Source organism: Levilactobacillus angrenensis (genome assembly GCF_003946085.1).
Lineage (GTDB): Bacteria > Bacillota > Bacilli > Lactobacillales > Lactobacillaceae > Levilactobacillus > Levilactobacillus angrenensis.
On the sequence record NZ_RHOB01000013.1, the window covers coordinates 25,726 to 44,173 of the forward strand.

Genomic DNA, 18,448 nt, shown 5'->3' on the forward strand with positions numbered 1-18,448 from the left:
GAAAACGGGTGAAACTATGGCTATTGAAGCTGCCATTTTAGAAGAAATCAAGAAATATCAAACGATTATGATTCACCGTCACCAACGGCCAGATCCTGACTGTATTGGGGCACAACTGGCCTTGCGGGACATTTTACGGGCGAGTTTCCCTGACAAGAAGATCTTCGCTGTGGGCAAACACTATCCTGGCTTTGATTGGATGGGGCAGGCCGACCAAGATGTGCCTGACGACGCGTATCACGGGGCGTTAGTAATCGTTGTGGACACGGCTAACCAACCACGGATCGATGATGAACGTTGGTCAACGGGTGCGGCGGTCATTAAGATCGACCACCATCCCAATGACGATGCCTTTGGCGACATCCAATGGGTCTTGGACCAAGCGTCCAGCACCTCAGAAATCATGTACGATTGGTACGCCGCTAACCAAGCGGAATTGACCTTGCCTGATGATGCGGCCCGGCTACTGTATGCCGGCATCATTGGTGACACGGGACGGTTCATGTACCCGGCCACTTCCGCCAACACGTTTGCCGTTGCCAGCAAGCTGTTGACTTACAACTTCTCGATGACCGATGTCAACCAGGCAGAAGATGAAATCTCTCCGGCCATGGCGCGGTTATCCGCTTACGTTTACCAGAACTTAGAAATTTTGCCAAGTGGGGCGGCTTACTTGAAGCTGACCGACGAAATCGTGGAGTCCTTTGGTTTATCGGCTAAGGATTCGACGTCCGCCGTCGTACCGCTACCCGGAAAGATCACCACGGTGGTCGCTTGGGCCATTTTTGTGGAATCCAAGGACAAGACGTTCCGGATTCGGCTGCGTTCCAAGGGCCCATCCATCAACGAACTAGCAAAGAACCACGGTGGGGGCGGACACGCCCTGGCCAGTGGCGCCACGGCCCACGATCAGGCAGAAATTGACCAGGTTGTCCACGAGCTCGATGAGTTGGTGGCTAACACTAAAGGAGAAAATGAATGACCGCAGATTTTAATGAATTCAAGCTACAGCCGTACATCATGACGGCGTTGCACAAGATTGGCTTCACCAAGCCGACCAAGGTCCAAGAAAAGTTGATCCCCGTGATTGCGGCGGGTAAAGACGTTGTGGGCCAATCACAAACCGGGAGCGGGAAGACGCACACGTTCCTGTTGCCAATTTTTAATCAATTGACCTCAGATAACCAGGTTCAAGCCGTAATCACCACGCCTAGCCGGGAACTGGCTTATCAGATTCACACGGCCGCTGAACAGCTGGCGGCAGAAGCCCCATTTGAAATTCGCATTGGCAATTACGTCGGCGGGACCGACAAGAAGCGCCAGGTGGACAAGCTCCATCACTACCAACCACAACTGGTCATCGGGACGCCCGGGCGGGTCATGGATTTGATTCAGTCCGACGCCTTAGACGTGCACACCGCGCGCCAATTTGTCGTCGATGAAGCCGATATGACCTTGGACCTCGGGTTCTTGGATCAAGTGGACCGGATTGCTGGTCGGATGCCGAAGGACTTACAAATGATGGTCTTCTCCGCGACGATTCCGCAACGGTTGAACCCATTTTTACAAAAGTACATGAACCATCCGGTCAAAGAAGAGATTCCGACCGACACGATTATTTCTGATACCATCGACAACTGGTTGATCTCGACTAAGGGGCAAAACCGGAATCAGTTGATCTACCAGCTGATTACGATGGGTGAACCTTATTTGGTCTTGATCTTTGCCAACACCAAGACCCGAGTTGAACAGATCCATGACTTCTTGCAGGCCCAGGGCATGAAGGTCGCCATGATTCACGGAGGCATCAAGCCGCGGGAACGGAAGCGGGTCATGCGTGAAGTGAAGAACCTACAATACCAATTCGTCGTGGCAACTGATTTAGCTGCCCGGGGGATTGATATCGAAGGGGTCTCCCACGTCATCAACGACGATATCCCAGAAGACCTGGACTTCTTTGTCCACCGGGTCGGCCGGACGGGTCGGCAAGGGATGCACGGGACGGCCATCACGCTGTACTCACCAGATGAGGAAGCCAAGGTCGCTGAGATCGAAGCTATGGGCATCAAGTTCCAACCCAAGCGCATCAGTAACAACGAAATCGTGGATTCTTACGACCGCAACCGCCGGACGAAGCGGAACAAGAGTACGGAAAAGCTGGATCCGGGTTTGATTGGCTACGTCAAGAAAAAGAAGAAGAAAATCAAGCCAGGTTACAAGCACCAAATCAAGCAAGAAATTCACCGCAGAAAAGACCAAGAACGCCGAATCGCCCAACGTCAAAGCGCAAGAAACGAACGCAAGCGGCGCAAGCGCGAATCGGACCGGTACCAGTAAAGAGTGTGGAGCGAACCGCTTAGACTCTGAGCATTAGAGGAATAAGGCATTTCTGTTCGGCAAAGCCGAGCAGGGATGCCTTATTTTTCTAAGCGCAGGAGTCTGGTTCGCGGAGCACGTTTCGGAAGCCGCCAGGACCAGGATAGTATGGCGTAAATATCTCAAACGAACCGAGCCAATCCAATTGCCCAAGCCCCCCAATGCGAGCAGGGATACCTTATTTTTCTAAGCGCAGGAGTCTGGTTCGCGGAGCACGTTTCGGAAGTGAGTTTAACTAGCCGCCAACAGTACCTCGGCTCGGTCTTGCCAGGCTTCAAAGTAAACCGAAAGCCCGTCTTTCAGGCTGGAGGGGTCCACCATAGCAGATGGCCCCCCTGTCAGTCGCAAGCACTGTTTTCCAAAAAAGACCAGATACTGATAAAAACCGGGCAACCCTAATTGACAAGGAGCCGCGCCACCCCTATAATTTCAAGTGGACATTTAAATATCATTACGAGGATATACCCCGAATCGGTGACTTTCAGAAACGTTTTGGTAGCTGTGAAAAACGACTCATGGATTCGGTGGCGCTCCCTCAGTTTCATCGCGACTCAGCGTTATGAGTTTAAGAGGTTAACGATTAAAACATCGTTGCAAGTAGAGTGGTACCGCGCTTCGGCGTCTCTACGGGCAACGGTGTTTTTGACATTTTGGGAGGTTATTTAAGAGATGAAAGAGCTTACAAGTAGTCAAATTCGTCAAATGTACCTCGACTTTTTCAAGTCGAAGGGGCACACGATTGAACCAAGTGCATCCCTGGTCCCTAAGGATGATCCGTCATTACTGTGGATCAACTCCGGGGTTGCCACGATGAAGAAATATTTCTCCGGCCAAGTTGTGCCAGAGAATCCGCGGTTAACAAGTTCACAGAAGAGTATTCGGACCAACGATATCGAAAACGTGGGGAAGACCGCACGGCACCACACGCTGTTTGAAATGCTGGGGAACTTTTCTGTGGGGGATTACTTCAAGAAAGAAGCCATCACGTGGGCTTGGGAATTATTGACGTCGCCTGACTGGTTTGGCTGGGATCCAGACAAACTGTACATGACCGTCTACCCCAAGGACACGGATGCCAAAGCAGACTGGGAAGCTGCTGGTGTGGCGCCTGATCACATCATCCCGGTAGAAGACAACTTCTGGGATATTGGTGAAGGTCCTTCTGGTCCCGATTCCGAAATTTTCTACGACCGTGGGGAAGCCTTCAATAACTTAGCTGCCGACGACCCAGAAAATTATCCTGGTGGCGAAAATGAACGTTACCTGGAAGTTTGGAACATCGTGTTCTCCCAGTTCAACCATGAGCCGGACGGTAGCTACAAGCCACTGCCACGGAAAAACATTGATACGGGGATGGGCCTTGAACGGGTCGTTTCCATCTTCCAAAATGCCCGGACGAACTTTGAAACCGACTTGTTCTTGCCAATCATTGAAAAAACGGCAGAACTCAGCGACGGCAAGAAGTACGGGGCTAACGCCGAAGACGACGTGTCCTTTAAGGTGATTGCCGACCACGCGCGGGCGATTACGTTTGCGATTGGTGACGGGGCCTTACCTGGAAACGAAGGCCGCGGTTACGTTATCCGGCGCTTGATCCGGCGGGCCATCGTCAATGGCCAAAAGCTGGGCATCCAAGGGGCCTTCTTGGACCAATTGGTGCCAGTCGTGGGTAAGATTATGCAATCCTACTACCCAGACGTCTTACAGCAAGCCGATTATATTGCCAAGGTCGTTCGTTCCGAAGAAGACCGGTTTGGCGAAACGCTGGATGGTGGGCTGACGTTATTGAACAGCTTGATTGCTGACTTGAAGAAGCAAGGCGGCAGTCAAATCGCTGGTCCAGACGCCTTCAAGTTGTACGATACGTATGGCTTCCCAGTTGAACTGACTGAAGAATATGCCGATGACCAAAACATCACGGTCGACGTCGACGGTTTCAAAGCCGAAATGCAAAAGCAAAAGGACCGGGCCCGGAACGCACGGGGGAAGCAAACAGCCATGGGCTTACAGCATGACCTGTTGATCAACGTCAAGACGCCTAGCAAGTACGTGGGTTACACCCAACTGGCAACGACCAGCAAGCTGACGGAATTGGTCGTTGATGATCAATTGGCTGATGAAGCCACGTCTGGTACGGTCGAAGCCATGTTTGACACCACGCCGTTCTACGCTGAAATGGGTGGCCAGGTCGCTGACAAAGGGGATATCCTGGATGAAGCCGGTCACGTGGTTGCTCACGTGGCAGACGTCCAACACGCTCCCAACGGCCAAAACCTGCATACGTTAACGGTCGTGGCCCCGTTGAAGAAGGGCGCCACTTACCAACTGAAGGTCGACACGGTCTTCCACAGCAAGGTCGAAAAGAACCATACGGCGACCCACTTGCTGGACAAGGCGTTGCGTGAAGTCTTTGGCGAACACACCCAACAAGCCGGCTCATTAGTTGAAGGCGACTACTTGCGGTTTGACTTCACCCACTTTGGTCAAGTCGACCCCGCTGATTTGGCCAAGGCCGAAGCTATCGTCAACGAGAAAATCTTCGCGGAACTTCCCGTCACGACGGTGGAAACGGATATCGAATCCGCTAAGAAGATGGGCGCCATTGCCTTATTTAGCGAAAAGTACGGCAAGGTCGTCCGCGTCGTGAGTGCTGGCGATTTCGTCACCGAATTCTGTGGAGGGAACCACGTCAAGAACACCAATGAGATTGGCTTGTTCAAGATTACCTCTGAATCCGGGGTCGGTGCCGGTGTTCGGCGGATCGAAGCCGTCACGTCTGCGGCCGCTTACAAGTACCTGCATGACCATGATGAAATCTTAAGCGCCGTAGCTGGCGATTTAAAGGTCACTCAGGTCAATGAAGTTGAACAGAAGGTCCAAGCCTTACAAGTCCAAGTCAAGAGCTTAGAACAGAAGCAAGCCACCTTAGAAGGCAAATTAGCGAGCCAACAAGCCAGCGCTGTCTTTGACAACGTGACGACTGCTGGTAGCTATAAGCTGATCAGCGGGACCGTGCAAGTCTCCAAGATGGATCAGCTACGGGCTTTAGCGGACACTTGGCGTGACCAAGCCCTCTCTGATGTGTTAGTATTAGGAGCTGAGGTCAACGGTAAGGCTAACCTGATCGTCGCGGTTAGTGCCGACAAGCAAAAGCAAGTCAAGGCGGGCGATTTGATCAAGGCCATTTCACCGAAAATCAACGGTGGTGGTGGCGGTCGGCCAAACCTGGCTCAAGCCGGTGGGAAGAACCCAGCGGGCTTGCCAGATGCGATGGCCGCTGCGGCAGAATGGTTATCGGCCCAAAACTAGGGTGTTGATCGTGTAACGAGTTACTTGCAACTGCGAGCAGTTCTGTTACACTGGTAATATATTTAACTGGGTTAACCTGGTGAGGACAGTTGTCCCATCAGCAATTGAAACTAAAGAATGGCTTAGTGGAGGGGAGCAGCTCAATTGGGCGGCTCCCTTCGTACCAGTCGTATTACGAATAGATTACATTGTGCTAGTCCGTTGTAGTTTGACCGGTAATCGAGTAAAATTGAGGCTAAGTGAGGAAGTGCGGGGGTGTTTTATAGTGAGTTCATTAGACAAAACGATGTATTTTGACTTTGGCGCTAACCAACCAAAGGACGTCCACGATACACTGGTAACGGTTTATCAGGCACTAGAGGAAAAGGGTTACAACCCAATTAATCAGATTGTCGGTTACCTCCTATCGGGCGATCCTGCATACATTCCGCGGATCAATGATGCCCGGAACTTGATTCGTAAACACGAGCGTGACGAGATCATTGAAGAACTCGTGCGGGTTTACTTGAATCAGAATGGACCGGTGAAGCCTTCATGAAATTAATGGGGTTAGACGTCGGGTCCCGGACCGTGGGCATTGCGATTAGCGACGCCCTCGGGTGGACGGCACAAGGTATCGAGATCATTCCAATCAAAGAAGAAGAACAAATCTTTGGTTTGGACCGGGTCGCGGAACTGGTGCAGACCCATGAAGTCCAAGGCTTTGTGGTCGGGTTACCCAAGAACATGAACAATTCGTTAGGACCACGGGCGGCAGCGTCCAAGCACTACGGTGAAATGCTAACGGAGAAGTTCGGCTTGCCCGTCGACTTTGAAGACGAGCGGTTGACAACCGTTGAGGCGGAGCGTATGTTAGTGGAACAAGCGGATACGTCTCGTCGTAAACGTAAAAAAGTTATTGACAAATTAGCTGCCGGGCTGATTCTCCAGAACTATCTGGACCGCCACGGCAAGCTGACTAAAGAAAAGTGAGGTTTCCCATGAACGAAGACCAAGAACAAATCACATTAGTTGACGAAAATGGTAATGAAGAACTGTACGATGTCCTGTTTACCTTTGAATCTGACGATTTTGGTAAGTCATACATCTTGATTTACCCATCCGGCAAGAGCGATGACGAGGAAGTTGATATCCAAGCCTACGCCTTACCAGAAGACGATGATCCAGCTAACCCATCTGGTGGCGACTTACAATTAATTGAGTCCGACGAAGAATGGGACATGGTTGAATCCGTACTGAACACCTTCTTAGCTGACGGGACGATCGATCCTAACGCCGGCAAAAAAGACTAGTCAGTTTCAACGCGGGGACGGAAGAAATTCCGTCCTTTTTGCTACGACAAAATTTTGGTGGTACAACCTGGTTCTTTCTGATGATATTAGCGTGTGTCTGTTTTTCACTAGCGGCTGTGACATGGACCATTCCAGATGCCTGCGGCTACCAGGGTCAATCAAACAGACGGTTTCGACGCCTCATTTTGAACAACCATTCACGTCTTGAAGTGGCCTCATAGACGACATGTACGTCAACAGAAAACAGGTTTGTCCCCTGACAGCCGCAGGCATCTGGTTTGCGTAATATCGCTGCTAACAGCAAACAGTAAGACAGTAACTAGGACCAACGTACTGGCAAAAAGCAAGTTTCAGGCGGAACTGACAATCTTACTAGCAATTTAAGCGGCAAAACGTGCGGCCGCCTACCATTTAATGGTAAAATAAGGCGTTGTGCCAAACAGGGGGAATTTTAAAATGACTGAAGAAACACACCGCTTTAAAGCCGTTATCGCGGGTAAGAGTTACACGATCGTCGGCCAAGCAACGGATGAACACATGCGTGCAGTGACCGAGGTGTTGAACCAACAGTTCTCACAACTCAAGGAACTGTCACCCAATATCAGCAAGGAAGACGCCGCCATCCTCATGGCATTCAACGCCGTTTCGGACCAATTGAAGATGGCCGCGGCCAATGACCACGACGCTGATACCCAACCGGATTCGACGGAAACGGGGGAATAGTTTGGTTTTAAGCTTAATTATTCTGGCCGTTTTGATTTTTGGCTTTCGGCGGGGATATCGTCGCGGGCTGGTCTTGCAGATTTTAAACACGATTGGCTACATCGTCGTGTGGATTGCCGCGCGCATCGGGGCCAAGCCGTTAGCGAGTGGGATTGGCCAATTTGTCGGCAACCTTTCGCTCAATAGCTCCGTCAGTGCCGTCACGGCTGGTGAGAGCAGTAGCTTTTTTCTAAACGGGTTGGCGTTTTCGGCAATCCTCACGGTGGGCTTTTTCATCGTGCACCGGCTCGCTTACAGCCTGAACAAGGTCACCTGGCTGCCAGTGATCCATCAAGTGAATTCGCTGGCTGGGGGCCTGATCAATCTGGCCATCCGTTATGTGGTTATTTTTTTAACATTAAATTTATTGATTCTGGTCCCCATTTCGGGATTTCAGAGCAGTTATCAAGCGTCACCAGTGGCTCAGTGGATCGTGAAGCAAACGCCGATTCTGTCCAAACGAGTCTTTAGCTGGTGGCTAACGGAACACGCATCGAACTAAGCAATTCGGGAGGAGACTCGAATGAATTCAAAAACTTTAAATATTATGGAGTACGACCGCATCAAGCAGGCCTTGCGCGGCTATTTGGTCTCCGCAGCTGGTCAGCATGAACTGGCCAATTTAGCGCCCACGGCCGATGCCAAGCAACTCCAAATCTGGTTGGATGAAACCAGAGATGGCGCGGATATTTACCGCCTAGAAAGCGGGATTCCACTGCCTAAGTTGGACGATATTCGGCCACATTTACACCGGTTGGCCATGGAGGCCGCCTTAAACGGGCTTGAGCTGGCGCAAATCAGTCGCGTGCTGTGGACCACGGGTTCCGTCGCTAAATTTTTCCGCGACCTGGCCGAAAAAGAAGTCGCACTGCGGCGATTAGACCGCGAAGTCAAGGAACTGGTGACCTTACCCGACGTGACGCGCCGGTTGCGGGTCTCACTGGAAGGCGACGGCCGGTTAACGGATGAAGCCTCACCCGCCTTGAAACAGATTCGCCAGCACATCACCCAAACGGAAGCCGCTATTCGGACGTCGATGGATCAATACACACGGGGCAAGGATGCCAAATACCTGAGTGAGACCATCGTCACGATTCGCGATGACCGCTACGTGATTCCGGTCCGCGCCGAATACAAGCAACGCTTCGGCGGCATTGTCCACGACCAAAGCGCCAGTGGGCAAACGCTGTTCATTGAACCGCAAGCTGTCGTTGGGTTGAACAACCGCTTGCGGCAAAATCAAATCGACGAACGCCATGAAGAACAACGCATTTTGGCAGAGCTGACGGCATTGTTGGCACCGTATCAAGATGAGATTCTGCGGAACTCAGAAATTCTGGGGCATTTTGACTTCATCAACGCCAAGGCCAAGTACGCCCACGCGTTGAAAGCTACGGAACCGAAACTGTCATTAGATGACCAGGTCAATCTCCGCCAAGCACGGCACCCGTTGATCGACCAGAAGAAGGTCGTCGCCAACGATATTACGATTGGCAAGGATTATAAAGCCATCATCGTGACCGGGCCGAACACCGGTGGGAAAACCATTACCTTGAAGACGTTGGCCTTGGTTCAACTGATGGGGCAATCCGGTCTGTTCATTCCTGCCAATGAAAACAGTGTGATTGGTGTCTTCCACGATATCTTTGCGGATATTGGGGATGAACAATCCATTGAACAGAGCCTGAGTACCTTCTCCGGGCACATGGAAAATATCGTGGCTATTTTAAAGCAAGCGGATGAACACAGTTTGATCGTGGTCGATGAACTGGGTGCCGGGACCGATCCCCAAGAAGGGGCGGCACTGGCCATTGCCATTTTGGATGAAATCGGCACGCTGGGCAGTTATGTCATGGCGTCGACCCACTATCCGGAATTAAAGGCTTACGGCTACAATCGACCGGATACCATTAACGCCAGCATGGAGTTCAACGGTGAGACCTTACAGCCGACCTATCACCTGTTGATTGGGATCCCTGGGCGAAGTAATGCGTTAGACATTGCGGCGCGGCTAGGGATGCCATCGCAGGTCGTGGATGCGGCGCGTGGGTTGACCGATCAAGACAGTCAAGACTTGAATGCCATGATTTCTGATTTGACCGAGCAGAAACGCCGGGTCGATCAGGATGCCGAAAACTTGCGGACGCAGCTGGCTGAAGCCGACGAGGTTCACGACCAGTTGCAAAAGCAATTTGACGCTTACCAACATCAAAAGGATCAATTGATGTTGGATGCCAAACGAGAAGCCAACCGCCTGGTCGATGAGTCGCGCAAGCGGGCCAACCAAATCATCTCTGACCTGCGGAAGAAGCAGTTAGCGGCCGGCAAGAGTGTTGTTAAGGAAGACGAGTTGATTGCGGCACAAGGCGCTTTGAACGCCTTACAACAGGATACCAAGTTGAAGAAAAACCGGGTACTGCGCCGGGAGAAGGCCAAGTTGGACTTCCACAAGGGCGACAGCGTGTTGGTCAAGTCCTATGGTCAAATCGGGGTCTTGATGCAGCAGTTGGATGACAGTCATTGGGAAGTGCAATTGGGTATCTTGAAGATGAAGATTGCCAACAACGACTTGGAAAAGGCCAAGGACCCAGCCAAGTCAGCCAAGCAACCGCGAGCCAGTGTTAAGCGTAGCGGCTCCAGTGGGATGTCACCGACCCTCGACTTGCGGGGCCACCGCTACGAAGAGGCCATGGCTGAGGTGGATCGCTACATTGATTCTGCCTTACTAGCCGGTTACCCGTCCGTGACGATTATCCACGGGAAAGGGACGGGGGCCTTGCGTAAAGGCGTTACGGAATACCTGAAGCGCAACAACCGAATCAAGAGCTTCGGCTTCTCGCCAGCCAATGCCGGTGGGGATGGCTCAACGGTGGTGCGGTTTAAGTAACTAAAAGTTGAAAGATGAAAATCAGCCTATCGCCGTTAATGCTCGCCAGTTAACTGCCTATTGCCACACTCTTTTTCAGCGGTCCATATTTGGCGGGCTCTCGGCTACAAAAGTGCGTACCAGTAACAAGCGGCCTAGCCCCAGGTAGCGGCTGTTTTGGCAACTAGTCTTTGGCTGACGCAGGCCCTGGTTTCACTAGTTCTGGTGCACGTTTCGGCTATGAGGCCAGAGACGTGATCTTCAGGTACTAATAAATTGTAAGCAATTTAGTTGTGATTTTAGAATATTCTGTTAGACTTAGAAATATAGTTGATAATTTGAGAGGGAGGCAATATGTATGGCAGTAGTAGAAACAACTGATAAGACCTTTGAACAAGATACGTCAAAGGGCGTCACTCTGACTGATTTTTGGGCAACTTGGTGTGGTCCTTGCCGGATGCAATCACCAGTCGTTGAACAACTCTCTGATGAGATGGACAACGTCACCTTCAACAAGATGGACGTTGACGCTAACCCGAACACGCCCCAATCCTTTGGCATCATGAGCATCCCTACCTTGTTAGTCAAGAAGGATGGCCAAGTGGTCGACTCCATCGTGGGTTACCACTCCAAAGACCAATTGAAAAAGATCTTAGACCAATACGTTGAAGCCTAACGAAACGTCAAAAAACGGTTGTCACATTTTTTGTGACAGCCGTTTTTTTAATTTTAGGGCTATGAAAATAATGTTATCAACTATTCAACGTCCGGCGTATCCGGGCGGACGATAGTCAAAGGTTCTGGCGCGTCGTAGTCGGGGATGACATCATCGGGATCCGTGTAAACGTCAAAGGTGACAGTGGTTGCCTGGAGTTTGCGGGGGGAATCCACCAGTTCAGCTTCGGCTTCGACGCCGAGTTGTTGGGCCATCATTTCGGCCAAGAAACCGGCCTCTAGGGTAAAGTCATCTTCACCGGCAACTTGTTTGCGTAGCTTAACGGGCGTGCCGCTTAACTGCCAGCGCGTCATTTGGGCGGTCTGCTTGACCAGGGTCAGCGTGCCAAAGCCGGCTTGGGCAAAGAAGGCAGCGGCATCTTTGGGGTTGCCCAAAGGAAAACGCCGGGCCAGCGATTTGCCAGCCCAGTAGCTGATTGCGCCTTGGTCGTCACCCAGTAATTCGGGGAGTAAGGCTTCACGAATCAACATTTGCGGGAAATTAGCGGCTCCGTCGGCATCGGCCATGACGGTTTGATATAAGTTTTTCACGATGGTTGGCTCCTTCATTCCGTTTCAGTTCTGTGACCATTATACCGTAGTTCCTTGACAAATATGACAATCTGATAAATTTTAGGCATTTTTTATGACGAACCTGCCATATTGACTAGCATGAAACTTGAAACCGGTTCATAAAAAGGCGATAATGGAGATTCAAGAACATCGAGAAGGAGCGTTGATTCATGCAAACAGATCCGATTGGCCTTATGGATTCAGGAGTCGGCGGTTTAACGGTTTTAAAGGAAGTTCAGCGGGTCTTGCCTGCTGAAAATACGGTATTTTTGGGCGACCAGGCCCGCTTGCCGTATGGTCCCCGGTCGGCAGAAGAAGTCACGACCTTTACCCGGCAGATTGCCACTTACTTACGGCAACATGCCAACATGAAATTATTTATCATCGCTTGTAATACGGCAACGGCAGCGGCCCTGAGCCAAATGCAAGCGGAGTTGCCAGTGCCAGTGGTGGGCGTCATTGCACCTGGCGCAGAAATGGCGGTGCAGACCACGAAGAACCATCAAATCGGGGTCATTGCTACCGAAGGGACCGTGAATAGCGGTCAGTATCAGCGCGATATTTCAGCGGCTGACGTTAACAGTCAGGTCATCAGTGTGGCGTGCCCACAAATGGTGACCCTGGCGGAACAAAACGATTTGGATTCAGACCACGCCCGACAAATCGTTGCCCAGAACTTGGCACCACTGCAAGGTACTGGCATTGATACGTTGGTCATGGGGTGCACCCATTTTCCGCTCTTACGCGACGCCATTCAAGCGGCCGTGGGACCGGATGTGACGTTGGTGGACCCCGGCGTGGCCGCTGCTGAAAAGGCGGCAGCTATTTTAAAACAGCAACACGCGTTGAACACGAGTGGTGAACCGGTCACGGCGACCTACTACACGACGGGTGACGTTGAACAGTTTAATCAATTGGCGAGTGAATGGTTGGACATGGCACCTAAAGCCGTGCACCATTTGCCCGAGTCCGTTTTAGACACTTCCGTGGAGGCAGAATAACTCATGGCAAACACCTTAGTCATTGCGACCAACAACCCCGGTAAGGCGCGCGAATTCCGGGCGATTTTTGAGCCCAAGGGCCTGCAAGTCAAAACATTGGCCGATTTCCCCGATTTAAAACAAGTGGCGGAGACCGGTAAGACGTTTACGGAAAACGCAACGTTGAAGGCGACCGCGGTCGCTCAACAGACCCAATTACCGGTTTTAGCCGATGATTCTGGCCTGATGGTCGACGCCCTGAACGGTGAACCTGGCATTTATTCCGCCCGTTACGCTGGCGACCACGATGATGCTAAGAACAATGCGAAGCTACTGGCGAACCTCGAGGGCGTCCCCGCGGAAAAACGGGGGGCAGCCTTCCACACGTCACTGGTGCTGATCAAGCCTAATGGCAAGAAGTTAGTCGCTACCGGTGAGGTCCGCGGTGAGATTTTAACGGCACCGCGCGGCCACGATGGCTTTGGCTATGATCCGTTGTTTTACGTGGCGGAAGACGGTCAGACGTTTGCCGAAATGGGTCTGGCGTTGAAGAATAAGCACAGCCACCGCGCCAAAGCCACGGCGGCGATGTTACCGCAATTCGATGAATGGTGGGAGGAAAAATAATGACACGTTGGCTGGTAATCAGTGATAATCACGGTGACCGCGATATTTTAGTGAGTCTGAAGGCGGCTTTGAAGCCGGATACCATTTTTCACTGTGGCGATTCGGAAATGACGGCCGATGACCCTTGGTTCAAGGACGCGTACGTGGTGCAGGGCAACATGGATTTTGATAGTCAGCTACCGTTGGTCCAAACGCCCACGGTGGACGGCTGCAAGGTTCTGTTGACCCACGGCCACTACGATGAAGTCCACTGGGACCTGACCAAGCTCAAGCTCCACGCGGACCAAGAACAGGCCGACCTGGTCTTCTTCGGTCACACCCACGAACTGGCGGCTGAAGAGGCTGGGGGCCACGTTTTCGTGAATCCGGGCAGCATCAGCCAGCCGCGCGGGGAATATCGGCAATTAGGTGGGACCTGTGCGCTGATCACCGTGACCCCTGAGTCGTGGGTCGTGCAGTATTACACCCGCGATGCCCAGCCCGTGCCTGAATTAAAATTTACCTTTACCCGGAACCAGAAAGGATGACGTAACGCATGATTGACGCTGCTGTGGAGCAGTTATTGCTAGACGACCCCAAGAGTTACGTGATTCCGGCGGACGTCGTGGCCAACGTGACGGCGACCAATACGCTGGAGCATGCGCTAATGGTGCTCTCAAAAGTGGGGTACAGTCGAATTCCCGTGCTCGACGCTGACGACCACCTGCAGGGGATGATCTCATTAGCCGCGATTACCGACAAATTGTTGCACGTTCCCGGTGCCGCGGTCGAACAGCTCAGCAACTATACGGTGGCCGATGCCATGATTCCCGTGGAGCACTGGGTGGACGACCCCAAGAAACTGGAAACAATTTTAAACTATATGATTGACGAGCCTTTTATCCCCTTGTTAAATGACCAAAATGTTTTTCAAGGAATTATCACGCGACGAGAAATTTTAAAACGCGTGAATTACTTAGCCCACAACCTGGATAACCATTATACCGTGACGGCCTTGGCCGACATGGTAAATAGTTCTGAAAGCTAGCGTGGTCTTGGCCCGTAATAATGAGGAGGACCACTGTGAAAGTAGTTTTAGGTATTTTAATCGGCATCCTGTGGCTGTTTACGATTGGCTTGGCCATCATGGCAGCCACGGGCGCGGGGAGCTACTGGTCATTTTTGATTTTATTCGTGCTGGTCATGTTCAGCACCATCGACTGGTGGCGGCTCGACCGTTAACTGATCCGCAATTCTTAGGGAATCAATGGAAAGTTAGTGAAACTAGTTGCCTGCAGTTGTTGGCAGCAGCCAATTTTAAACGTGAACCAAAAAAAGTGATCACCACCCGCGTTGGGCAGTGATCACTTTTTAATTAATTATTTACCGAAGGTTGAAAGATGAATTAATGTCTTGACTCCCGGAGCGACAGCGTTTTGTTCACCAGAACTAGTGAAACCAGGGCCTGCGTCAGCCAGGGTTCCGCCTGCTATGGGGAACACCTCCAGCCAAAGAGCGGTCTTCCGGTCCGCCCACCGCGTTCCAACCCATAGTTGGCGGACGGTAGGCGGCCAGTTCTCACTACGAAGCTGTAAACGACTAATTCTTCCATGAGTCGCGTGGTGACAATGTTTCTAGCTGATTTTCATCTTTCAACCTTCAGTTATTTATTGGTCAAGGGCGCGTGGGTCGGTAGGGTGATGCCGGCCTCGCGGATGGCCTTGAGGTAGGCCGTCAGGAAGGTCGCTTGTAATTTATACTGGCTCCCGTTCTTGGCGACGAGGTTGACTTGATAGACCAGCTCGCCCGTTGGCAAGGTCACAACGCCGGTAATGATTGGCTCACTGATAACGCTGGGATGTTCCGGCAACAGGCGTGCGTTAGTGGCGTGGATGATTTCGGGTAGCTGTTCGACTGGTGTGGTGGAAGCGATGGGGATGTTGATGGTCGCGTGCATGTCGTTACGCGAGCGGTTGGCCACGATGGTGATGTTGCGGTTGGGAATGAAATTCACCGTTCCATCGGCCGAGGTGACCTGAGTCGTGCGTAGCCCCATGGCGGACACCGTACCTTCAATCAAACCAATCTTGACAGTATCGCCGACGTCAAATTGTTGCTCCAGGAGAATCGAGATCCCCGTGACCAGGTCGCTAACGAAGCCTTGGGCACCCAGCCCTAATGCCAGACTGAAGATTCCGGCCCCAGCGACCAACGTCCCAATCGGTACACCTAAGGTCGACAGCATGGCGTAGGCCCAAAAGAAGATAATGGTGTAGTGGAAGAGGTTCATCGTCAGCATGCTGATGGTCTGCAGACGATTATTGGCGCCGTCCTTGGGGGCTAAGTAACGTTTGAAACTGCGATTCAAGATCCAGCGCCCCACGACGTTGATGACGAAAAATAAAATCGTTAAGAAGAGCAAACTCAAAAAACGACTGGTAATCAGGTGGAGCACTTTTTCCCAGTCAAAAGTATTTAAATAATGTTGCAGCCACTTGGAAGAGGTGGCCGAAGTGGTGATTAGGTCCGTCACGAGACGAGCCTCCTTTGCTAAATGTCAGAATCCGGCAACCAGCGGCGCCGTAATCCTTATTTTACTAGTCTTGACAAAGAAAACCAATTAGAATCGGGGTATTAATTGCGTGTAAGCGCTGAGAATGCTATTCTATTGGTAAGTAACGAGCACAAGGAGGGGTTGTCATGACCGGTGGACAAGTAGCGGGCCTGATTGCAGCAATTGCGTTTCTAATCTTGGTTCTCTTCATTGGCATGTTCTTAGTAAAAATGAATAAAACGTTGAGTGAGGTCAATCGCTCAATGAAGACGATGACGTCAGATGTGGACATCATCAGTCACCAGGCCGAGGATATCATGGCCAATGCCAACGAGCTGTTGGAGGATGTTAACAAGAAGGTTGCGACCATTGATCCAGTATTTCAAGCCGCCGCTGATTTGGGCGAGAGTGTTTCTGATTTGAACACCGCAACCCGCAAGCTGACCGACCGTGTGGGTGAGACCGCTAAGACCACAGCCAAGACATCGCTGGCTGCTCGCGTCGGCAAGACCGCATTTGATTTATACAAGAACCGTAAGAACAAAGACTAGTCGTTTACGGAAAGGAAGTCATGAAGATGGCAAAACACAAATTATTAGCAGGATTGGTATTAGGTGGCGTGGCCTACGCGGCTTATCACACGCTAGATTTGGAACAACGTGAAGCGTTGAAAGATGCCGCTCGTGACCGGTATAACGCATTCAAAGACCGGGCAGTCGACTATGCATTCTACGCTGCAGATGCAGCTGACGACTTCAAGGCCGCTTTAGACGACCGGCTAGCCGGCAAGACGGATGCACCAGCTTGGCAAGATGCCAGTACTGATGACACGGCGGAAGACGCCGACGATGACATCGTATTGAGTAGCAATGACGTCAGTGACCTGCCTAATGAAGACACGGACACAGACGACACGACAGATGCCGCTGCGGATGCCACTGACGAGGCAGCCAACGACGAAAAGCCCGCAGCTGACGAACCAACCGCGGACAAGCCAGTTTAGATAAGTTCTCATAAGTCACGGCTTAGGCCGCGGCTTTTTTTCTGCCTGCGATTGGGGATTCGTTTCCGGCTCAAAGTTGCGGACCGAGATTGCGCTTTGACTTGACCCGGTGTTCTCAGCGGTCCAACCTAGTGAATGGTCAGGCGGCCGGTTCGAACCATGAGGCAGCTACAGGCGATGAAGACAATAAAAAAGTCCACAACCAGAATCGTTGTGGACCAGGTGAAATTAGGTGTTAACCCACGTAAGTCAGTTCCTTTGAAGTGTGGGTGAATGGTAAGCTGCCGTCCTCAGTGACGTGGACACAGTCTTCGATCCGCACACCAGCAACGCCGGGGATGTAGATACCCGGTTCGATGGAGAAGCACATGCCTGGTTCTAAGACCAAGTCGTTGCCTGCCATGATGGATGGGAATTCGTGATCGCTCATGCCCATACCGTGGCCGAGGCGGTGAATGAAGTATTCGCCGTAGCCGGCCTTGGTGATGATGTCACGGGCAATCTTGTCGAGTTCAGCGGCGGTCAATCCGGGTTTAACCGCGGCTTGGGCCGTCAGTTGAGCTTCCAGACAAACGTCGTAGATTTCCTTTTCTTTGGCCGTTGGGGTTCCCAAGGCCACCGTCCGGGAAGCGTCGGAAATGTAACCGTCGTATACGGTCCCGAGGTCAAATAAGACTAATTCGTTATTTTCAAATTTGGTGGCGTTCGTTGCGCCGTGGGGTTCAGCCGCATGGGCGCCGGCTTGGACCAGACTACCGAAGGACATTTCCATAATGCCCTCCTTCATCAAGGCGTATTGTAATTCGGCCACGGCGGATTGTTCCGTCTTGCCAGCCTTAACCGCAGCGAAGCCGTGTTCAAAGGCGAAATCGTCCCATTTGCCGGCGATTTCCAGCTTCTTGATTTCTTCGGCTGACTTGATCAGCCGCATGTGTTCAATGAAACTGGTGATGTCCAGGTCAAAGTGTGGTGCGCTGAACTGTGCGGCCAAGGCTTCCATCCGGGCAACTTGGAGTTGGCCCTTTTCCAAAGCGATGTGGTCGGGGTTCACGTGCCGTTGCTTGACTTGGTCCGCAATCATGGCCCAAGGGTTTTCATGGTCTAGGTAGCCAATGACTGGGAACTGCCAGCCAGTTGCTTTAATAACTTCGACTTCCAAGGCGGGCGCAAAAATAAACGGGTCTTGGTCCGGGAAGATGACGAGTGCCAGTACCCGCTCGATCGGGTCGCTCCCAAAGCCAGTTAAGTACTGGATCGTTTTGGGATTGCTGAGATAAGTCATGCTGGCGTGGTGCTGTGCTGTCCATTGCTGAATCTGTTCGAGTTTAGTCATTCAATCACCCCTTTAAAAGATGTGTTAATTATAGCATAGCGCTACCAAGATTCCGAATGGGGGTGAGCAACGGGAGATTC

General features: G+C 51.7%; 20 protein-coding genes. 17 read left to right on the plus strand and 3 right to left on the minus strand.

The window, feature by feature from the left end; genetic code table 11:
* The first annotated feature begins 16 nt into the window (after nt 1-16).
* From EKM83_RS08815 to trxA, 10 genes are all read left to right on the plus strand, one after another.
* Entirely contained in the window at nt 17-982 is a 966-nt protein-coding gene (locus tag EKM83_RS08815) for a DHH family phosphoesterase (protein WP_125576556.1), read from the plus strand.
* Nucleotides 979-2,337, plus strand: a complete 1,359-nt coding sequence (locus EKM83_RS08820; RefSeq protein ID WP_125576558.1) for a DEAD/DEAH box helicase — start codon at nt 979-981, stop codon at nt 2,335-2,337. Before EKM83_RS08815 ends, EKM83_RS08820 begins: the two co-directional genes overlap by 4 nt.
* Before the next feature lie 708 nt (nt 2,338-3,045).
* Nucleotides 3,046-5,685 carry an alanine--tRNA ligase gene (gene alaS, locus EKM83_RS08825; RefSeq protein ID WP_125576560.1) on the plus strand — a complete coding sequence of 880 codons (2,640 nt, stop codon included), beginning with the start codon at nt 3,046-3,048 and terminating at the stop codon, nt 5,683-5,685.
* A 265-nt stretch (nt 5,686-5,950) separates the two neighbouring features.
* Complete coding sequence (locus tag EKM83_RS08830; protein WP_020088343.1) at nt 5,951-6,223, plus strand: IreB family regulatory phosphoprotein; 273 nt, start codon at nt 5,951-5,953, stop codon at nt 6,221-6,223.
* The gene (gene ruvX, locus EKM83_RS08835; RefSeq protein WP_125576562.1) at nt 6,220-6,657 is read left to right on the plus strand and encodes a Holliday junction resolvase RuvX; all 438 of its coding nucleotides are present in this window, start codon (nt 6,220-6,222) and stop codon (nt 6,655-6,657) included. The genes EKM83_RS08830 and ruvX overlap by 4 nt, the downstream gene beginning before the upstream one ends.
* An 8-nt stretch (nt 6,658-6,665) precedes the next feature.
* The gene (locus EKM83_RS08840; RefSeq protein ID WP_125576564.1) at nt 6,666-6,977 is read left to right on the plus strand and encodes a DUF1292 domain-containing protein; all 312 of its coding nucleotides are present in this window, start codon (nt 6,666-6,668) and stop codon (nt 6,975-6,977) included.
* A 456-nt stretch (nt 6,978-7,433) separates the two neighbouring features.
* On the plus strand, nt 7,434-7,700 hold the full coding sequence (locus tag EKM83_RS08845) for a cell division protein ZapA (RefSeq protein WP_125576566.1): 267 nt from the start codon (nt 7,434-7,436) through the stop codon (nt 7,698-7,700).
* 1 nt (nt 7,701) lies between these two features.
* Nucleotides 7,702-8,241, plus strand: coding sequence for a CvpA family protein (locus EKM83_RS08850; protein ID WP_125576568.1), 540 nt, complete (start codon nt 7,702-7,704; stop codon nt 8,239-8,241).
* A gap of 21 nt (nt 8,242-8,262) precedes the next feature.
* Nucleotides 8,263-10,626, plus strand: a complete 2,364-nt coding sequence (locus EKM83_RS08855; RefSeq protein WP_125576570.1) for an endonuclease MutS2 — start codon at nt 8,263-8,265, stop codon at nt 10,624-10,626.
* A gap of 337 nt (nt 10,627-10,963) precedes the next feature.
* Nucleotides 10,964-11,281 carry a thioredoxin gene (gene trxA, locus EKM83_RS08860; protein WP_125576572.1) on the plus strand — a complete coding sequence of 106 codons (318 nt, stop codon included), beginning with the start codon at nt 10,964-10,966 and terminating at the stop codon, nt 11,279-11,281.
* An 80-nt stretch (nt 11,282-11,361) separates the two neighbouring features.
* On the opposite strand, the gene EKM83_RS08865 is transcribed toward trxA, so the two are convergent.
* A complete protein-coding gene (locus tag EKM83_RS08865; RefSeq protein ID WP_125576574.1) occupies nt 11,362-11,871 on the minus strand; it encodes a DUF2507 domain-containing protein in 510 nt (169 codons plus the stop codon).
* A 191-nt stretch (nt 11,872-12,062) separates the two neighbouring features.
* Between EKM83_RS08865 and murI the strand changes: the two genes are divergently transcribed.
* Genes murI through EKM83_RS13345 form a run of 5 tightly spaced genes read left to right on the plus strand, consistent with a single transcriptional unit; the run spans nt 12,063 to nt 14,720 of the window.
* A complete protein-coding gene (murI, locus tag EKM83_RS08870; RefSeq protein ID WP_125576576.1) occupies nt 12,063-12,893 on the plus strand; it encodes a glutamate racemase in 831 nt (276 codons plus the stop codon).
* Nucleotides 12,894-12,896: 3 nt separating this feature from the next.
* Nucleotides 12,897-13,499: an XTP/dITP diphosphatase gene (locus EKM83_RS08875; protein ID WP_125576578.1), complete on the plus strand. Its 603-nt coding sequence runs from the start codon at nt 12,897-12,899 to the stop codon at nt 13,497-13,499.
* Complete coding sequence (locus EKM83_RS08880) at nt 13,499-14,026, plus strand: YfcE family phosphodiesterase (protein ID WP_125576580.1); 528 nt, start codon at nt 13,499-13,501, stop codon at nt 14,024-14,026. Before EKM83_RS08875 ends, EKM83_RS08880 begins: the two co-directional genes overlap by 1 nt.
* 8 nt (nt 14,027-14,034) lie before the next feature.
* On the plus strand, nt 14,035-14,526 hold the full coding sequence (gene cbpB, locus EKM83_RS08885) for a cyclic-di-AMP-binding protein CbpB (RefSeq protein ID WP_125576582.1): 492 nt from the start codon (nt 14,035-14,037) through the stop codon (nt 14,524-14,526).
* A gap of 35 nt (nt 14,527-14,561) precedes the next feature.
* Nucleotides 14,562-14,720, plus strand: a complete 159-nt coding sequence (locus EKM83_RS13345) for a hypothetical protein (RefSeq protein ID WP_164505636.1) — start codon at nt 14,562-14,564, stop codon at nt 14,718-14,720.
* Nucleotides 14,721-15,141: 421 nt separating this feature from the next.
* Here EKM83_RS13345 and EKM83_RS08890 read toward each other — a convergent pair whose 3' ends face one another.
* Nucleotides 15,142-16,011 (minus strand): mechanosensitive ion channel family protein, encoded by an 870-nt coding sequence (locus tag EKM83_RS08890; protein WP_125576584.1) that lies wholly within the window; start codon nt 16,009-16,011, stop codon nt 15,142-15,144.
* A gap of 167 nt (nt 16,012-16,178) precedes the next feature.
* Between EKM83_RS08890 and EKM83_RS08895 the strand changes: the two genes are divergently transcribed.
* Nucleotides 16,179-16,583 (plus strand): DUF948 domain-containing protein, encoded by a 405-nt coding sequence (locus EKM83_RS08895; RefSeq protein WP_125576586.1) that lies wholly within the window; start codon nt 16,179-16,181, stop codon nt 16,581-16,583.
* A gap of 26 nt (nt 16,584-16,609) precedes the next feature.
* The gene (locus EKM83_RS08900; RefSeq protein WP_125576588.1) at nt 16,610-17,035 is read left to right on the plus strand and encodes a hypothetical protein; all 426 of its coding nucleotides are present in this window, start codon (nt 16,610-16,612) and stop codon (nt 17,033-17,035) included.
* A gap of 235 nt (nt 17,036-17,270) precedes the next feature.
* Here EKM83_RS08900 and EKM83_RS08905 read toward each other — a convergent pair whose 3' ends face one another.
* Entirely contained in the window at nt 17,271-18,368 is a 1,098-nt protein-coding gene (locus tag EKM83_RS08905) for an aminopeptidase P family protein (RefSeq protein WP_125576590.1), read from the minus strand.
* Nucleotides 18,369-18,448 lie beyond the last annotated feature (80 nt).